Source organism: Flavobacterium sp. KMS, from assembly GCF_000813005.1.
In the GTDB taxonomy this organism is placed as follows: Bacteria; Bacteroidota; Bacteroidia; order Flavobacteriales; family Flavobacteriaceae; genus Flavobacterium.
On the sequence record NZ_JSYP01000016.1, the window covers coordinates 36999 to 56382 of the forward strand.

The window sequence follows — 19384 nt, forward strand, 5'->3', positions numbered from 1 at the left end:
TCTGCACTTTCGTTACATATCTTTACCAACTGGTTTAAACTTATAGATGCCCGTATTTTTTTATTACACGAGCTCTCGCAATAGATCCAGGTGCTGTTGGACACAATAAATCTTCTTTTAATGCATTAAAATTAATTCCTTTAGCTTCCTTTTCTATAGCAAATTTATTGTCAACTAATAACATTATTAAATTTGTGAGGTACATTGTTCCTTCAGCTTCTTCACATTCTTCATCATTTAGAAAAAAATGATTATTTTCTTCATCTATTTTAATAGAATTCATAAAATCATTAAAAAAATAGACATTCTTAAATCCATCTATGTTTTGTATTTTGTAAATACCATCACTGTCTCTACACAATTTATCATGCCTGGGTTCAATGTATATTATATACTTACCAAACAAAGAGCAAAATCTAACTACCACATATGTTTGCCTATTAATATTATTACTGTATTTATCCAAATATTTTATAGTCACACTTTCTAATGAATCTACCACAGAAGACTGTGCATTTCCATCTATACTAAAACTAAATATATAAAGAATGCTAACTGCAATCATTATTTTTTTCATTACCATAATACTGAATTTTATCAATAGTAAACCAACCATTAAACCAGACTTTATACTCCTGATTATCTCTTTTTATTTGTAAATTCTATTTCTAGCACAAAAAAAACCATGCTACCTTTGTGAATATAGGATCTATCTAAATTCTTGCAAAACTATCGATTAACAAACACTAAATAAACTACTTACAATTTTATTTATAATAAAATAAGACATAAAAAAAACCTTGCATACCTGCAAGGTTTTCCTTTTTAATTCTCTTTGCCAGTATAAAACCTGAAGATTTCGTACAGCTAGATTTATTCGTTTTTAATAGATAAATTCATCTATAACCATTGCAAATGATTGCAACTTATTAATTAAAACTTTATCCTGAACATAACTTTCATAACTCATATTCTTATCAAAGCAAAATTGCATTTTGGGTTTAACCGCAAAATCAAGACTCGCAATATAATTGAGTAATTCTTCTCTTTTAATTATCTCGTTATTCACCCTAACCATTTTATTATTCTTTTCAAAAAAGATGATTAATCCTTCTTCTTTTGGTTTTTCGAGTTTATAATACACTTCCGTAAAAGGTACAAAAGCTAAATTCTTTCCGATGCTATCTGCGTACGAATAATAATTTTCGGCTTTTTTGTTTTCATGTGCTTTGTCAGCTCGTTTCTTTTCTTGCAATTTTGCTACTTCTGGAATAACTAATCGTAAAGGCAAACGCTTGTCTACATTAAACAACCAATTGGTCGAAATAATACTGTTTTTTCTGTTTACTTCCGCCAAAGTATCTTTTCCATTTACTCTAAAAAAGATATAAATAGGCGAATGGTCTTGTACATCTTTCACTACAGACACATTCGATTTTGGTAACAGAACATCCTCTTTTTTTCCACAAGAAAAAAGAAGCAAAACGAGAATAAGACTAAGGTATTTCATATTTTAAATTCTATGTTTTTATTTATTTTTTGTCACAGATTTATTTTGTCTGTATGACTTTCAGTATTGTCTATAGGGGAACGCAAATCCCGTAATGTCGGGACAAGAGAAAATCCGTTTAATCAGTGTTTTCGCATTAGCGAATCCGTTTAATCCGCGTTCCTTTCACAAGTGTTGAATTAAATTTATTCGCTAAACTGCCATTTTATTAAACAAACTCACACATTCCATTGCTTCCTTCACATCATGAACACGTAAAATTTTAGCTCCTTTTGTTAAAGAAATCGTGTTCAAAACTGTTGTTCCGTTCAACGCTTCTTGCTGGTTTGTATTTAAATACTTGTATATCATAGATTTTCTCGAAAATCCAGCTAAAACTGGTAATTCCAAGATATTGAATAATTCCATTTTTTGTAGAACTTCATAATTTTGATCTAGTGTTTTAGCAAAGCCAAAACCAGGATCTAATATGATATCGTTTATACCTAAACTTCTGGCTTGTGCTACTTTTTCGGAGAAATAAAAAAGCATCTCTTTTACAATATCATCATAATCAGTTAAGGTTTGCATCGTTTGTGGCGTACCTCGCATGTGCATCAGGATATACGGAACATTATATTTGGCTATAACATCAAACATTTTATCATCTAGATTTCCGCCCGAAATATCATTAATAATTGCCGCTCCATTTTCTATACAGGCTTGTGCAACTTCACTTCTAAAAGTATCTATGGAAAGTAATGCATCTGGAAAATGCTGCAAAATCAGCTTTACAACTGGAACAATTCGGTTTAGTTCTTCTTCTCCCGAAACAAATTCGGCACTTGGTTTACTAGAATAGGCTCCCAGATCTATAAACGTTGCTCCATCGGCAATCATTTTCCCTACTTGAGTTATTATAGCTTCGTCGCTATCATATTTTCCACCATCAAAAAAAGAGTTTGGCGTTACATTTAAAATTCCCATTACTTTAGGAACTGACAAATCAATAAGTTGCCCTTTGCAGTTAATTGTCATTTTGTATTTTGTTTAATGTTTTCTTTATTTCAGGTTTAAAGTTTGAGGCCTAGAAATCAAGATTAACTATTTCAACAACTTAAAACTTTAAACCTGAAACTTTAAACTCTTTCAAAAATTTATCCCTATTTTTGAAGAAATTTAGACAAATATACATCAATAATGAAGAATACTTCTCAAGAATACGATAATGTAATTGCGATTTGTCGTTCGCTTTTTATCAATAAAATGAAAGACTATGGTAGTGCATGGCGCATATTAAGATTGCCTTCATTAACCGACCAAATTTTTATAAAAGCACAACGAATTAGAAGTTTACAAGAAAATGAAATTCGTAAAGTTGACGAGGATGAAAAAGGAGAATTCATCGGAATCATCAACTATTCCATAATGGCATTAATTCAATTAGAATTAGGTGTTGTCGATCAGCCTGATCTAGACGTAGAAAAAGCTACCGAATTATACGATGCCAAAGTAAAACTTACCAAAGAATTAATGCTTGCCAAAAATCATGATTACGGTGAAGCTTGGCGTGATATGCGTGTGAGTTCTTTAACCGATATCATTCTTCAAAAACTACTTCGCGTTAAGCAAATCGAAGATAATAAAGGGAAAACTTTAGTATCCGAAGGTATCGATGCTAATTATCAGGATATGATCAATTATGCTGTTTTTGCACTGATATTAAACCCTTTGGATACAAAAAAATAAATTGCAATTTGTAAATAAAAAAAACTTTTTATGAAAAATATAATTACCCAATTCTCTAGACTTTTTGTTGGAGTATTATTTATTATTTCTGGATTAATAAAACTAAACGACCCTGTAGGATTCTCATATAAACTGGCAGAGTATTTTAGCGAACCTGTATTTAATATGCCTTTTTTAGAGCCAATAACTTTGGCTTTGGCTTTATTCTTAGTAATCTTAGAAGTAGTTTTAGGTGTAATGTTACTTATTGGATACAAATCTAAAGCTACAATCTGGAGTTTATTAATCCTGATTATACTTTTTACATTCCTTACTTTTTATTCGGCATATTTTGATGTAGTAAAAGACTGTGGTTGTTTTGGTGATGCTTTACATTTAACGCCTTGGCAATCATTTACAAAAGATATTGTTTTATTATTCTTCATCTTGATTCTGTTCATTAATAAAGAATTGATTAAACCATTATTTAGTAATAGCGTTCAAAATATTGTTGCATACGTAACTATATTTTTATGCATTTTTATGGGAGTTTGGGTATTGAACCATTTACCAATAAAAGATTTCCGTCCTTACAAAGTAGGTTCAAACATCGAGAAGGGAATGGAAATTCCAGAAGGAGCACCACAATCTGTTGTAGAAATGATTTTTATTTACAACGTAAATGGTGTGAACAAAGAATTTACTGAGAAAGATTTAATGGCAATTCCAGAAGGAGCTACTTTTGTTGACAGAAAAGACAAAGTAATCACTGAAGGTTACGTACCACCAATTCATGATTTTAGCATGGAAAAAGATGGTGAAGACCACAAAGATCAATTGTTAAAAGAGCCTAAACTTATGATTTTTGTTACTTATGATTTAACTCGTTCTGAGCCATCTGGAATGGAAAAATTAGAAAAACTAAATCAGGAAGCTAAAGCAAAAGGATATAAAGTAATTGCAATGACAGCTTCGGGACAAGATGAAATTGCTGCTGCAAAAAAACAATATAAACTAAATGTCGATTTTTACTTTTGTGATGCTATAACGCTAAAAACAATCGAAAGAGCAAATCCTAGTATCGTAATCTTAAATGATGGAACTATTACTCAAAAAGTACATTATAACGACATTAAAGATTTGAAATTATAAAATTTGAATAATTATAGTTTGTTACAAAAAAGTTAACCATATAAGTGATGTAAGTCCATTTAAGGTTTATGCTGATTAATCACGCTTATATTTACTTATATCACTTATATGGTTACTAAAATCAAAGTCAATAACATTCTTACTTAAAAAACGAAAACATAATGAGCAAAATACATAATCTGGTGTTTATTTTATTTTTTATGCTTTTGAGTTCTTTAAGTTTTGGTCAAGCCAAAGCACAAGATACAACCCAGGCCTATATCTTTTTTTTACATAATAAGTTTCTTGAAGAAAATGATTTAAATGCTGTGCATCCTGAATATGGAAGAGCAGAATACAATGAAATCATTAAATCATTTAAAGATGACAACTTCATCGTTTTTAGTGAGCTAAGAAATAAGAATACCGATTTTGATGGATATGCTAAAAAAGTTGTTAAGCAAATTAAAAGCTTAATTAAAAAAGGAGTTAAACCAAATAAAATAACGGTAATAGGAACTTCTAAAGGAGGCTATCTTGCACAATACGTTTCTACTTATTTAGCAAATCCCAATGTTAATTTTGTATTTATCGGCTGTTTTACAGAATCTGATATTCAAAATATTCCAGTTATATATTATTGTGGAAATATCTTGACAATCTATGAGAAATCAGACATCTACGGAGTCTCAGCCATAAAACGAAAAGAAACTTCAAAATTAAAAATCAATCATTTCAAGGAAATTGAATTGAATACAGGTCTTAAACATGGTTTTTTATATAAAGCTTTAAATGATTGGATTGTGCCTTGCAAAAAATGGGCAAATGGCAATTACGAATTAAAATAAAATATAATGTTCAATATAATTCTGACTGAGAATTTATTGGACATTTTTTATAGCTTACCTAGACGTTTTTTGACTTTTAAAAATCATCTAACTAAATAAAAAAACAGCTTTTTTCCCTCTTCATGAAATCTCTTGAATAAAAAACACTCCAAAAACTCGTTTTGTGGTGTAACTATTACGATTTCATTTTCCTTTTTGTAACCAAAACTTCTCAATTTGTGACAAAATAAGGACGCCTTCAAATTTTGTTAATCTCTATTTCTGTTTCGATTTGTTTGTTTAACTTTGGTAAAAAATAATTAACCATGAAACAAATAGTTCTATCGCTTATTGCTTTTGTTACGTTTTCTTGTACAAATGCGCAAAAAACTGCTTTTTCTAAAGAAGCGCTATCAGAAAAATTATTAGCGACTGATAATAGTCAGGTTGCTTTTAAAGACATCTTAAAAAAGTATAAAGGAAAAACTTTGGTTATCGAAGTTTGGGCTTCATGGTGTGGAGATTGTGTAAAAGCAATGCCACAAGTAAAAGAATTACAAGCAAACAATCCAGATGTATCTTACTTATTCCTTTCGGCGGATAAAACTGCTGATAAATGGAAAGCTGGAATTGAAAAACACAAAATAAAAGGCGATCATTTTATGATGAACGACGGTATGAAAGGTGTTTTTGGAAAAGCAATTGATTTGGATTGGATTCCGAGATATATCATTGTGGACAAAAAAGGTAAAATTGTTTTGTATCGTGCAATCGAAAAGGATTTTGAAAAAATCAATCAAACTTTACAAAGCTTAAAATAAAAGTATAGAATTTCAAAAAATAAAAAAATAAAACGAACCGAGATGAGAAAGAAAATTGTTGCAGGAAACTGGAAAATGCATAAAAACGCAGAACAAACTGAAGATTTATTAAACGAATTAATTGCTAAATTACCAACTGTAAGTGAGGCTCAAGTAATTGTAGCTCCTACTTTTGTAAACTTAGCTTCTGCAGTTGCACATTTAGAGTTTACAACTATTGAGGTTGCTGCACAAAATGTACACCAAGCAGAAAGCGGTGCCTTTACAGGTGAAGTTTCTGCAGATATGCTTAAAAGCGTTGGTGTAAACTACGTTATTCTTGGACACTCTGAGCGTAGAGCTATTTTTAAAGAAACTGATGCTCTAATTGCTAATAAAGTAGATACTGCATTAAAACATGAGTTAACAGTTATCTTCTGTTTTGGAGAAGAATTAAAAGACCGTCAAACAGGAAATCATTTTAATGTGGTTGAAAACCAATTAACTGATGGTTTGTTTCAAATAGAAAAAGAATCTTGGGCTAATGTTATCCTAGCTTACGAACCAGTTTGGGCTATCGGAACTGGAGAAACTGCTTCGCCAGAACAAGCACAAGAAATGCACGAATTTATTAGAGAAACTGTTCGTAAAGCTTTTGGAAAAGAGATTGCTGAAGAAGTTTCTATTTTATACGGAGGAAGTGTAAAACCAGAAAATGCAAAAGAAATTTTCTCTAAACCAGATGTAGACGGTGGTCTTATTGGTGGAGCTGCATTAAAAGCAGATGATTTTGTTGCTATTGTAACTGCACTTTAATATTTCCCTTATACATATAAAAATGGTTTGAGAGTGTAAAAACTTTCAAACCATTTTTTCATTTAATCAATTCATAATTATCTGAATAACAATTACAAATCGTAACCTTTTGTAAACGTTTAGAGCATTGATTTAATCATTCCTTGTTTTTATATTAATCTTATTATAACAGTTTTAAGTGATTTTTGTAGCCTACTATTAAACTACAAACTATGAAAAAACTTTACACAAAAAGGTTACTTTATTTTTTCTTACTCCTAACCTCTTCTTACTCCTGGAGTCAAACATTAATTAATTACTGGTCATTTAATAATCCTGCATCTGTAGCAACTATAACAACTCCAAGTGTTGCTCTGGTTTCTGGAACTACTATAACTGCCATTGCAGGAGGAACTAGTTTTATAGAATTTAATGGAGGAACTGGACAAAATTTTGATCTCTTAAATCTAAACTCACGTAATAGTGAAGTTTCAGGAACTCACCTCCGCTTTAGTAATCCTATAGGTGGCGCACTAGTATTTGCTTTACCAACCACAGGCTATAAAGATATAATTGTAAAATTTACTACACGCCGCTCTGCACAAGGAGCAGGAACACAAAATTGGTTCTACTCTCTTGACGGAAATACATATATCTCCTTTATTCCAGTCACCCCAAATAACGGTGATCCAGGTTTGGCTACTTTAGATTTTACAGCAATTACAGGCGCAAACAACAATTCGAATTTTAAATTAAAGGTCGAATTTGTTCAAGGTCCTGGCGGAACTGGCGGAAATAATCGTTTTGATAATTTCACAACCGAAGGAACTCCTAATGGTGGCGGAGATACAAACGCTCCTGTCGCAACTATTTTGCCTGCAAACGCAAGTACATCTATTAGCACTACAATTAATCCTACGATTACTTTTAACGAAAGTATCCGTTTAATCAATGATAATACTATAGATAACGCTAATGTAGCATCTTTGCTAGAATTACGTTTGAATAATGCAACTGGAACCCTAATTCCATTTACCGCAACAGTAAATGATAAGGTAATTACAATTCTACCAGCACAAGCATTGGCTAATAATCAAACCTATTATCTGGCATTACTACCAAATACTATCGAAGATTTAAATAACAATGCAGTTGCCACAACACAATCATCATTATTTACAACCGCTAGTCCAACTGTTTCATTTGCATCAAACTTTGTTACTGTAAACGAAAATGCAGGAAACCTGAATTTTGTAATCAATTTAGGAAGTCCGATAACTGGTTCTGTCGATTTAGTTGTAAAAGGAGCGCCTTTTAGTACCGCTGATGCTAATGATTTTTCCTTAAGTACACAAACCTTACATTTTACCAATTCAAGCGCTTTAACGCAAACTATTACAATTCCTATTATCGATGATAATTTAGAAGAACAACAAGCTGAATATTTTGTACTGAGTTTTGAAAATCCTGTTGGTTTTACAATTACAGGAACATCAACAGCAACAATTTACATTAAAGATAATGATCGTTTAGCTCCTGTTCCTAATAAAGAAATCGAACTAAATTATATCGGCAGTTTTGATCCATCAGGAAGTAATACTAGTACCTGCGAGATTGTAGTTCATGATAAAACTTCTCAACGCTTATTTACTACAAGTGCAGTAGCAGGATTTCTGGATGTAATAAACTTTAGTGACCCTACAGCCCCAAAAGTGATAAAATCTATAGATATGAATGTTTATGGTGGCGTAACAAGTGTTGCGGTAAAAAACGGAATTGTAGCTGTTGCTTCTCCAAATACAAATGAAGCCCTTAATGGTTCAGTAGTATTTTTTGATACCGATGGTGTGTTTCAAAAACAAGTAATCGTAGGTGCTTTACCGGATATGATTACATTTTCACCAGATGGAAAAAAGGTTATGACCGCCAATGAAGGACAACCAAATCTTGATTATACTGTAGATCCAGAAGGTTCTGTAAGTATAATTGATATTTCTGGCGGAATTACCGCTTTAAACCAATCAAATGTTACAACATTACTATTTACAGCTTATAATGCTCAGGAAGCTACTTTAATTGCGTCAGGCGTTCGAAAACTGAAATTAACGAGTACTCTATCTCAGGATTTAGAACCAGAATACGTTACTATAAATTCTGACTCTAAAAAAGCATGGGTAACCTTGCAGGAAAACAATGCTATTGCCGAGATTGATTTAACCAATAATACCATAACCGATATCTGGGCATTAGGAACAAAAGATATTAGTATTCCTGGAAACGGATTTGATGTATCGGATAACAACGGTGAAGTATTAATTGCCAATTGGCCCATGAAAGCCTTTTATCTTCCTGATGGAGTTGCAAATTATACTATTGGAGCAAATACATATTTGGTTACTGCAAATGAAGGTGACGAAAAAGAATATACTGGTTTTGTAGAAAGAACAACTGTAGGAGCAACCAATCTAGATGCAACTATTTTTCCTAATGCAGCTGTTTTAAAACAAACGTATAATTTGGGTCGTTTTAGAACAACAAATCTAAATGGAAATTTAGATGGTGATGCAGAATTTGAGGAAATCAATTGCGTAGGAACACGTTCTTTTTCTATTTTTAATGCAACTACCAAACAAATTGTTTTTGATAGCGGAGACGACTTCGAAATGTACACAGCTTCAAATTTACCATTACTCTTTAATGCTGATCACGAAAGTAATACTGCCAAAACAAGAAGCCGTGCCAAAGGTCCAGAACCTGAAGGTGTAACAACTGCAAAAATCGGAAGCGAAACTTTTGCTTTCATATCATTAGAACGTGTTGGTGGAGTTATGGTATATAATGTGACCGACCCTAATAATGCAAAATTTGTAGAATACAAAAATAGCCGAAGCACATCGGCATATGCAGGAGATCACGGGCCAGAAGGTATTACTTATATCGCTCCCGAAAATAGCCCTACAGGAAAAGGATATATTCTTGTAGCTAATGAAATAAGTGGTACAATCACCATCTTTGAAGTTAATGCCAAAAGCTTATCAGCTCCCGATTTTGTTTCGGACAGCACTCCTACTTTTGCATTATTCCCAAATCCGTCGCAAAAAGGAATTGTGTATTTTAACAGAACTGCCGATGTTCAGGTATTTGATATAAATGGTAAAAATGTTTTAACTACCAAAAATGCACAAACCATCAATACATCACAATTCTCTACAGGGATTTATTTTGTAAAAACTTCTGATGGAATTGTCAAAAAAATGATTGTGAAATAATAGAGACGATCCGCAATGTATCTCTGTAATGCGTCTTCACCGTGTTTTTTTTCTTAACAACATCTAAAAGACGCACTGCGGTGCGTCTCTACAACCAAAATTTGATTATATTTGAGAATACAATCATTTGAAATTCAAAACAATATATAAAATCCAATTAATTGAGTTGTCATAATTATTAATAAACCCATTAAATTCAAAAAAGATGAAATTTACTAGAAAAGCACATGCCAACTGGAAAGGCACTGGAATGGAAGGAAAAGGAACTATTAGTACACAAAGTACCACTCTAGATAATGCACAACTATCGTTCAAGACCCGTTTTGAAAACGGTGTAGGTACCAATCCCGAAGAATTGATTGCTGCAGCTCATTCTGGCTGTTTTACGATGCAATTAAGCTTCTTACTATCAGAAGCTGGTTATATTCCCGAAGATTTGCATACAGAAGCCACTGTTACGTTTGAAGACGGCACAATAACTCAGATTAATTTGGATCTAAAAGGGAAAGTTCCAAATATCACCGAAGATGAGTTTTCTAAAACTGCTTTAAAAGCCAAAGAAATTTGTCCGATATCTAAGTTATTGAAAACGAATATTACTTTAACGGTGAATTTACTTTAAAAAAAGAGAATCTAAGATTCTTAAATTCTAAGTAACAAAGGTTCAAAGGCTTGGTTTGTCTTGAAAAAGGTACGCGGATTAAACGGATTCGCTTAGGCGAAGACACAGATTAAAACGGTTTTATTTCATTGTTTAAAAAAATCCGTTCTATCAGCGTTTTTGCTTTAGCAAATCCGTTTAATCCGCGTTACTATTTTAGATAAGTTCTCTAACTCTTCACTCTGCTCAATGTGATGAAAATTAAATATAAAAGTCCCACATTCCTGTGGGACTTTTATATTTATATCTTGTTTTGAAATAGCAATACATAAAAAAAACAAATCAACTTAATTATCAATCATATTCAAAAATTATTATATTTATAACAACCAAATAACACAAATACCTAAATTAACTCAGATTTACTTTTAAATCATTTAAAACCTCACAATCATGGAAATCTACAAAAAAGACAAGAAAGTAAGAAGCAAAAAACTTAAAGCTCGTGTAGATTTAACTGCCATGGTAAGCGTCTCTTTTTTATTGATTGTGTTTTTTATGGTTACAACTGAATTGGGGAAACCGAAAAATTTTGATTTTGGTCTACCTGATAAAGAGCAAGGTTGTGGACCTATAGCATGTTATGATAGTAATCGCTTTTATACAATATTATTAGGAGATAATGATAAAATAGTCACCTATTCAGGTTTATTATCATATCCAATTGAAGCTCCTAAAGAAATTAAGTATGGTAAAAATGGCATCCGAAAAGAAATATCAAATAGAAACAGAACTATTCTCCAATATTCTGCCAGCATGGGTAAACCTAAAAATGGGGCTATTATAGTTATAAAACCTGGTAATAAATCTAACTACGGTAACTTAGTTAATATTCTTGATGAAATGAAAATTGCTGGTATAGAAACCTATGCTATTCAAAATGAATTTACACCTGAGGAATCAAAATTATTAGCAGCTAGATAAAGAACACAAATAAATCAATCTCACTTATTTTATAATACATTCATTTTAATCTATCAGTTATGGAAATCTACAAAAAAGATAAGAAAGTAAGAAGCAAAAAACTAAAAGCACGTGTAGATTTAACTGCCATGGTAAGTGTTTCTTTTTTATTAATTGTATTTTTTATGGTTACAACTGAATTGGGCAAACCGAAAATCATGAGTTTAAGCTTACCTGAGAAAGATCCTCCAACATGTCGTTTGTATGTTGGTGGTTGTGGCGAAAATCGTTCTTTACCCCTATTACTCGGAGATGATAATAAAATAATATATTATATGGGATATCTAGCAACTCCTATTGTTGCCCCAAAAAAGATGAAATACGGAAAAGGAAAAGATGGAATTAGAGAAGAACTACTAAAAAGAAATGAATCGGTGCTTGAATATTCTTCTAATATAGGAAAACCAGGAAGAGGAGTTACTGTAATTATAAAACCAAGCAAAAAATCAAATTATAAAAATTTAATTGACATTTTGGATGAAATAGCAATTGCTAAAATTGAAACGTATACAATTGTAAATGATTTTACGCCTGAGGAATCAAAATTATTAGCTGCTAGATAAAACATACCTATTTGATGTAGCTAACGGAGATTTCTCGTTCCTCGAAAAGACAAGATTGGGATTGCATTGTGCACAAACTTGTATATAGATAATTTTTGTTTCTACCCAATCTTGTCACCCTGACGTAGGAAGGGTCTCTACAAGAAACTAACTCAAAGCTTTTCCTGATTGTCGAGTTACTTGCGGAGATTTCTCGTTCCTCGAAAAGACAAGATTGTGCGAAACGTAAAACATGAAACAAAAAAAAAACAGAAACTAAAGAACACAAAAAAAAGTCCCACATTGCTGTGGGACTTTCTATATTTAGATAAACTTAAGAATTATTTTTTCTCAGTTTTTTCCATTTTAGCTTTCAATGCAGCTAATACATCATTGTTATCTCCTAAAGTTGCAGCTGGTGCATTTGTAGATGAGTTAGATGAAGTATTTTCAGTTGCAGCTTTCACGTTTTTCTCTTCTTCTTCACGGAAGATAGCAGTGTGAGAAGCAACTACTCTTTTGAATTCTTTGTTAAATTCGATTACTTTGAAATCAGCAGTATCACCTTTTTTCAATTTCTTTCCGTCTTCTTTTTCAAGGTGACGAGTAGGAATGAAAGCAACGATATCATCTCCGAATTCTACAGTAGCTCCTTTATCAACGATTTCAGAAATTTCACCATTGTGGATAGTTCCTACAGCGAAAGAATCTTCGTATTGATCCCAAGGATTAGCAGTAGTTTGTTTGTGACCTAAAGATAATTTACGTCCTTCAACATCTAATTCTAATACAACTACATCAAGTTTCTCACCAACATTTACAAATTCAGATGGGTGTTTGATTTTCTTAGTCCAAGAAAGGTCAGAAATGTAGATTAATCCATCAATTCCTTCTTCTAATTCTACGAAAATACCAAAGTTTGTAAAGTTTCTAACGATACCTGTATGTTTAGAACCTACTGGGTATTTAGAAGTAATATCAGTCCATGGATCTTGAGTCAATTGTTTGATACCTAATGACATTTTACGGTCATCTCTATCTAAAGTTAAGATAACAGCTTCAACAACATCTCCAACTTTTACGAAATCTTGTGCAGAACGTAAATGAGTAGACCATGACATTTCAGAAACGTGGATTAAACCTTCAACACCTTCAGCAACTTCGATAAATGCACCGTAATCAGCGATTACAACTACTTTACCTTTTACTTTATCACCAATAGTTAAATTAGCATCTAAAGCATCCCATGGGTGAGCGTTTAATTGTTTCAATCCTAATTGAATTCTTGTTTTCTCATCATCGAAATCAAGGATTACAACGTTTAATTTTTGGTCTAATTCAAGAACTTCACTTGGGTGGTTGATTCTACTCCAAGAAAGGTCAGTAATGTGAATTAATCCGTCAACACCACCTAAGTCAATGAACACACCATAAGAAGTAATGTTTTTAACAACACCTTCTAATACTTGTCCTTTTTGTAATTGACCGATGATTTCTTTTTTCTGTACTTCGATATCAGCTTCGATAAGCGCTTTATGAGATACAACAACGTTTTTGAATTCGTGGTTAATTTTTACCACTTTGAATTCCATCATTTTGTTTACATATACATCATAGTCTCTAATTGGCTTAACGTCAATTTGAGATCCAGGTAAGAAAGCTTCAATACCAAAAACGTCAACGATCATACCACCTTTAGTTCTGCATTTTACAAAACCATTAACGATTTCACCTGTTTCGTTTGCAGCAATAACTCTATCCCATGATTTAATAGTACGAGCTTTTCTGTGAGATAATACTAATTGACCTGTTTTATCCTCACGGATGTCGATTAATACTTCTACTTTATCACCAACTTTTAAGTTTGGGTTGTAACGGAATTCGTTTAAAGAAATAACACCTTCCGATTTTGCGTTGATATCAACGATAACGTCTCTATCTGTAATTCTAACAACTACACCTTCTACTACTTCTTCTTGATCTGTAGCGATGAAAGTTTTTGATACTAAGTCTTCGAATTCTTGTAAGTTTTTCTCATCTACTGCATCGATACCTTCTTCGAAGTTATGCCAGTTAAAATTTGCTAAAAACTCTTCTTGTGATTTTAATTGTTCAGACATGCTGATAAAAAATTTGTATTCTGCTTTTCTTGAGTTTCATAAAGCGATAGAAAAAACAGAAGTTGTTTTACATAAATAGTTGATACCTAATGGAAACTCTTCTCCGCCAAAAGGTCTGCAAAATTAATACATTTATTTGTAATAGCAAAACAATTCCAAATGATTATCCGCCAATTGTTCAGAAGCAGAAGATTTAACCGTTTTCAAGACCAAAAGTCCCGCTATTCGTTACAATCTTTTGTGCCGAACCCCGGCACAAAAGTATTCTCACTTCTATCGGGGCTAGATTAGAGGTTTTGTAGTTTTTAAGAACTTTTTACTAACGCTAAAACGAAACCCGACAGATTTTTTAAATCTGTCGGGTTATTAAATTGAAATGTTAGAAAAAGTTTTCGAAAATATACTTACTCCTTCGCGGTAAATTTAAGGTTACAAATTACTCCCCTGTTTACCGTCTTTACTAATTTGTTTCCAAACTTGAGCTTTTGAAAATACTTGCTTGTTAAAAAACAATTGTACATTAGGAAACTCATCATAAAAAAGTTCAGATCCCATATCAAAACTTATTATAAAGTAAGATGATGAGAAAGCCTTATCGTAATCTGATGACCAAGACAAAGTGAGTGTTGAAAAATGAATTTCTTTAATTTTTTCTAAGATATTTTTGTCAACAAATACTCTTTTATTTTTATATAATATACTAATTGAAGTCCAATTTTTACCATTAAATTTTGCACTTATTACTTCACCGGTTTTATACGTCACGTACACTTCTGTCAATTTCCTTTTTCCTGAAATTATTTCATCGCAAATATTTTTTAATCTTGAATCATCATAACTCAATACTAAAACCTCTTTATCAATAAAAATAAATTTAATACTTTTTGGATACTCGCCTCTATCCTTATGAGCATAAATACTACCAAAAGTGAGCAACGAAAAAATTAGAAAAAACAATTTCAAATCTCTCATAAATATTTTTTTTATATTTCTTCATTCTCCAAACTGATCAAGCGAATTTATACAATAAGTTTTAATTAAAACTCTAAATGATACTATAAAAGTTTAAAATTCTTATTTTTATCTCATGACATTAACACTAGAAGAAATAAAACTAAAAATTGATACTTTCCATAAAAACGGACAAGTTATCAATACTGTTTATTGGCTTTTAAAAAAGTATAATCTCAAGAATTCTAACTTAAAAGGATTTGAATTTAGAGAAAAAGCCGAACCTAGTTTTATCCTAATGACTACCGAAGGTGATTTTGGAAAAACACAAATCATCCGAATTCCAGAAAACACATTTGAGTTCCCTCTAGAATTAATGCTCACTCTTATAGCTCACGAAATGGTTCATGTAAACCAAAAAACTATAAAACCATATATTTTAGATAAAAACGAACGAGAATGGCAGGCTTATTACGAAATGAATTTTAATATTCTGTTTCCGAACCTTCCCGAAATATCCAACTTTCACAAAAAGTTCTTCGCCAACAAAGGCTTAGAATATTACAACCGAATGGGCGAAGGTTCTGAACTGCAACAAAAATATGCCGAACAAAAAAAGCAAGTAGAAAACCTGATTGCGTCGTTGGGGTGAAACATATAATTTTGAATAACAAAAATAAACAAAAATCCCGTTTTCTATAACTAGAAAACGGGATTTTAAAATATATCAATAAGTTCTTAATGACTCATATTTTCAAATTCTTTTGGATCATGTTTATGCTTAAATAAAATAGCAAAAGCAATCGCAATAACCAAGGCATAAGCTGCAAATGACAACCAGATGTTATGCCAGTCTTTCATTAAAATTTCACTACCAAAAATACCATCAGGAGAAACTGTATTTCCATGGCTTTTTACAAATTCTAACATCTTAGGATTTGCTGCGTCTGTTTGTAAAAATCCAGCTAATTCAGATGAGTTTTTAAATGATTTTGTAAAGAATCTATCTATTGCCCATCCCGAAGTTAAACTTCCTAGAATTGCCCCAACACCATTAGTCATCATCATAAATAACCCCTGTGCCGAAGAACGTATTTTAGAATCCGTATTACTTTCTACAAATAATGAACCTGAGATATTAAAGAAGTCAAACGCCATTCCGTAAACCACACATGACATAATAATCATCCATAAACCGTTTACAGGATCTCCAAAAGCAAATAATCCGAAACGTAATACCCAAGCAAGCATACTAATAAGCATTACTTGTTTGATACCAAAACGTTTTAAGAAAAATGGAATTGCCAGGATAAACAAGGTTTCAGAAACCTGAGAAATCGACATGATAATTGTAGAATACTGGATTACAAATGAATCGGCATATTTAGGAAAATGCTTAAATTCATCCAGGAAAACATCTCCGTAAGCATTTGTAAGTTGCAAAGCTCCTCCTAAAAACATAGAGAACACGAAGAATAAAGCCATTTTATAATTTGCAAATAACTTAAAAGCTTCTAATCCTAATGTTTCTGTTAACGAAGCATTTTCTTTAGTTAAACGTTGTGGCTTACACTTAGGTAAGGTAAACGAATATACTCCTAATATCAATGCCGCAATTCCGGCGATATAAAATTGATATTCTGTTGATTTATTTCCGCTAAGATTCGTAATCCACATTGCAACAATAAAACCTATTGTTCCCCATACACGAATGGGTGGAAAATCTTTTACGATATTTTTATTATTTAATTTAAGCGAAGTATATGAGATGGAGTTACTCAATGCAATTGTAGGCATATAGCAGCACATTGCAGCAAGCATAACATATATAAAAAGATCTGGAGTTGTAACTTGTGCTATTCCAAACAAAACTAAAGCATATGCTATATGTAAACCACCATATAATTTTTCGGCGTTTACCCATCTGTCAGCAATAATTCCTGTAAGAGTTGGCATAAATAAAGAAGCAATTCCCATGGTTCCGAAAACTAGACCAAATTGAGTTCCTTCCCAATTTTTTGTTCCAAACCAATAATTTCCGATTGTAATAAGCCACGCTCCCCAAACAAAAAACTGAAGAAAGCTCATTATAATCAATCTGTTTTTAATTCCCATATGATGAATTGTCTTTAAAATAAAATTAGGCGGTAAAACTACTATTTAAAATGAAATCTGCAAAGAATTAAGCTGTTTTTACAACATCATTCACTAATTCCATAACGGCTGCAAATTGTTCTTCTTTATTTAGGTAGGAATTATCTATCTCTACAGCATCATCGGCAATTACCAATGGTGAATCTTCACGGTGCGTATCGATATAATCACGTTCTTCTACATTTTTCAAGACTTCTTCATAAGATACATCATCTCCTTTTTGTTGCAATTCGTCAAAACGTCTTTGTGCACGTGTACTTGCACTTGCTGTCATGAATACTTTAAGTTCAGCATCTGGAAAAACTACAGTTCCTATATCCCTGCCATCCATAACGATACCTTTATTTTTTCCCATTTCTTGTTGCTGCTCTACAAGTTTAGAACGCACCTGAGAAACTTCGGCAACCTTACTCACAAAACTAGAAACCTCAATTGTTCTAATCTCTTTTTCTACATTTTCGCCATTCAAAAACATTTCTCCAAAACCCAAATCGGCATTAAATTGAAAAACCAATTGTATAGAAGGTAAACTAGCAACAAGCTTTTCTTTATCAAAAGAATCTGAATTTATATATCCGTTTTTCATAGCATAAAGCGCTACTGCACGGTACATTGCACCAGTATCTACATATACATATTCCAACTCTTTTGCTAATTGTTTTGCCAAAGTACTTTTTCCCGTTGACGAAAATCCGTCGATAGCTATTGTTATTTTTTTCAAAATATCGATTTTAATGTTTAAAGATAGTAATTCTATTATTTTATTTTTAGTCCTGAAAATTAATCGTTAACCCAAAAAGATTTGTGTTTGCTCCTAAACTATATCTGGAATAGGAATAATTAAATTTCAATTTATTTAATTTTAGTCCAAAACCTAAAGACATTCCAGAGAAATTGCGTTGCTCTAGAATTCGCAATTCTTCGCCTCTTCTAAAATTATATCCCAGTCGCAAATTAAACGCTCTTTTAGGGAAAAGTTCAACCCCAAAAATCACGTGACGTAATGCATTATTAAAAAATGACACATTTTCTTCGGTTGTAGTTCCGTCAATACCAGTTTCTGCTCGTGCTGGATTAGAGAAAGCAAGATTCCATTGCTGTAAATTCTCTAATGTAAGATGCCATCTAATAGGCACATTTTCTAATTCTTGCGAAACCCCTGCAATTACCTCCAAAGGCAATTTTTCATGAATCCCTGAATAGGTACTAAATTGAGTTCCTATATTCCTGATGACCAAAGCCCAGTTTATATCATTTTTTTCGTCAATATAAATCATCCCTAAATCCAGAGCTCCACCAAAAGAATGATAACTCTCAAGAGTCGAAGAAATCAGCTTGGCATTTGCCCCAATATGAATGTCTGTATATGGAATATTATAAGCGTACCCAAAGGATAATGCTGCTTCACTTCCTGTAAAATCCGAAGTTGCCTGACCATTCTCATCATATCCGTCAAAATTTCCGTAATTGACATAACTTACGCCTGCCTGAAAAGTTTGTAAATGCTGATCATATGTATATGCATAAGAACCGCTACCGTAAGTTACTTCGCCATAATAACTTCCATAATTTAATGCCAGACGATTACTCATATCCTGATTTAAAGTCGCAGGATTAAACAATACCTGATTTACATCGTCGTCATAAATGGTGATTACTTTACCTCCTAAAGCGGCTTGTCTGGGCGAAGGCATTAGATTTAAAAACTGATAGGTATACTTACCTCCTATTTGCCCGTAGGAAACAGTACAAAAAGTAAATAAATAAAAGAATCCCAGTTTTTTTAGCATGCTTTATATATTGCTTTTACCTTTTACTAAAACGCAGCTGCGAAGATAAAATTATAATGTGACAAATTACAAATTGTGGATTTCAATTTAAAATAAAAATTCCAAAACCTAAACTTATTATGTATTGCAGCTTCTATCTGGTTTAACTCGTTGCCAAAGTAACG

At 32.2% G+C, this 19384-nt stretch carries 18 protein-coding genes; 10 read left to right on the plus strand and 8 right to left on the minus strand.

Annotated features, from left to right (window positions below):
• Positions 1 to 40: 40 nt before the first annotated feature.
• From OA93_RS16495 to folP, 3 genes are all read right to left on the minus strand, one after another.
• Positions 41 to 583 (minus strand): hypothetical protein, encoded by a 543-nt coding sequence (locus OA93_RS16495; protein WP_039114559.1) that lies wholly within the window; start codon positions 581 to 583, stop codon positions 41 to 43.
• A 300-nt stretch (positions 584 to 883) separates the two neighbouring features.
• Positions 884 to 1510, minus strand: coding sequence for a hypothetical protein (locus tag OA93_RS16500; protein ID WP_039114561.1), 627 nt, complete (start codon positions 1508 to 1510; stop codon positions 884 to 886).
• Between the two features lie 192 nt (positions 1511 to 1702).
• Positions 1703 to 2527, minus strand: a complete 825-nt coding sequence (gene folP, locus OA93_RS16505) for a dihydropteroate synthase (RefSeq protein WP_039114563.1) — start codon at positions 2525 to 2527, stop codon at positions 1703 to 1705.
• A 162-nt stretch (positions 2528 to 2689) separates the two neighbouring features.
• Between folP and OA93_RS16510 the strand changes: the two genes are divergently transcribed.
• The 9 genes from OA93_RS16510 to OA93_RS16550 all read left to right on the plus strand — a co-directional run bounded on the left by OA93_RS16510 (position 2690) and on the right by OA93_RS16550 (position 12226).
• Positions 2690 to 3238: a DUF1599 domain-containing protein gene (locus OA93_RS16510; protein ID WP_035627248.1), complete on the plus strand. Its 549-nt coding sequence runs from the start codon at positions 2690 to 2692 to the stop codon at positions 3236 to 3238.
• 30 nt (positions 3239 to 3268) lie between these two features.
• The gene (locus OA93_RS16515; protein ID WP_039114565.1) at positions 3269 to 4369 is read left to right on the plus strand and encodes a BT_3928 family protein; all 1101 of its coding nucleotides are present in this window, start codon (positions 3269 to 3271) and stop codon (positions 4367 to 4369) included.
• 161 nt (positions 4370 to 4530) lie between these two features.
• Positions 4531 to 5196, plus strand: a complete 666-nt coding sequence (locus tag OA93_RS16520; RefSeq protein ID WP_039114566.1) for a hypothetical protein — start codon at positions 4531 to 4533, stop codon at positions 5194 to 5196.
• Between the two features lie 305 nt (positions 5197 to 5501).
• Positions 5502 to 5996: a TlpA disulfide reductase family protein gene (locus tag OA93_RS16525; protein WP_039114567.1), complete on the plus strand. Its 495-nt coding sequence runs from the start codon at positions 5502 to 5504 to the stop codon at positions 5994 to 5996.
• Between the two features lie 42 nt (positions 5997 to 6038).
• Entirely contained in the window at positions 6039 to 6791 is a 753-nt protein-coding gene (gene tpiA, locus OA93_RS16530; RefSeq protein ID WP_039114569.1) for a triose-phosphate isomerase, read from the plus strand.
• 212 nt (positions 6792 to 7003) lie between these two features.
• Positions 7004 to 10039: a choice-of-anchor I family protein gene (locus OA93_RS24200; RefSeq protein WP_052259483.1), complete on the plus strand. Its 3036-nt coding sequence runs from the start codon at positions 7004 to 7006 to the stop codon at positions 10037 to 10039.
• 205 nt (positions 10040 to 10244) lie between these two features.
• On the plus strand, positions 10245 to 10661 hold the full coding sequence (locus tag OA93_RS16540) for an OsmC family protein (protein ID WP_039114571.1): 417 nt from the start codon (positions 10245 to 10247) through the stop codon (positions 10659 to 10661).
• Between the two features lie 432 nt (positions 10662 to 11093).
• Positions 11094 to 11624 (plus strand): biopolymer transporter ExbD, encoded by a 531-nt coding sequence (locus OA93_RS16545; RefSeq protein ID WP_039114572.1) that lies wholly within the window; start codon positions 11094 to 11096, stop codon positions 11622 to 11624.
• 59 nt (positions 11625 to 11683) lie between these two features.
• Positions 11684 to 12226 (plus strand): biopolymer transporter ExbD, encoded by a 543-nt coding sequence (locus OA93_RS16550; RefSeq protein ID WP_039114573.1) that lies wholly within the window; start codon positions 11684 to 11686, stop codon positions 12224 to 12226.
• A 320-nt stretch (positions 12227 to 12546) separates the two neighbouring features.
• Here the strand turns inward: OA93_RS16550 and rpsA are convergent, their stop codons facing one another.
• Together rpsA and OA93_RS16560 are read right to left on the minus strand one after the other, a co-directional pair.
• Entirely contained in the window at positions 12547 to 14325 is a 1779-nt protein-coding gene (gene rpsA / locus OA93_RS16555) for a 30S ribosomal protein S1 (RefSeq protein WP_039114576.1), read from the minus strand.
• A 429-nt stretch (positions 14326 to 14754) separates the two neighbouring features.
• A complete protein-coding gene (locus OA93_RS16560; protein WP_039114579.1) occupies positions 14755 to 15297 on the minus strand; it encodes a hypothetical protein in 543 nt (180 codons plus the stop codon).
• A 115-nt stretch (positions 15298 to 15412) separates the two neighbouring features.
• On the opposite strand from OA93_RS16560, the gene OA93_RS16565 reads away from it, so the two are divergent.
• A complete protein-coding gene (locus tag OA93_RS16565; RefSeq protein ID WP_039114581.1) occupies positions 15413 to 15928 on the plus strand; it encodes a hypothetical protein in 516 nt (171 codons plus the stop codon).
• 86 nt (positions 15929 to 16014) lie between these two features.
• Here the strand turns inward: OA93_RS16565 and OA93_RS16570 are convergent, their stop codons facing one another.
• The 3 genes from OA93_RS16570 to porQ all read right to left on the minus strand — a co-directional run bounded on the left by OA93_RS16570 (position 16015) and on the right by porQ (position 19220).
• Positions 16015 to 17391 (minus strand): nucleoside permease, encoded by a 1377-nt coding sequence (locus OA93_RS16570; protein WP_039114583.1) that lies wholly within the window; start codon positions 17389 to 17391, stop codon positions 16015 to 16017.
• 67 nt (positions 17392 to 17458) lie between these two features.
• Positions 17459 to 18151, minus strand: coding sequence for a (d)CMP kinase (gene cmk, locus OA93_RS16575; protein ID WP_039114585.1), 693 nt, complete (start codon positions 18149 to 18151; stop codon positions 17459 to 17461).
• Between the two features lie 46 nt (positions 18152 to 18197).
• Entirely contained in the window at positions 18198 to 19220 is a 1023-nt protein-coding gene (gene porQ, locus OA93_RS16580; RefSeq protein ID WP_039114587.1) for a type IX secretion system protein PorQ, read from the minus strand.
• Positions 19221 to 19384 lie beyond the last annotated feature (164 nt).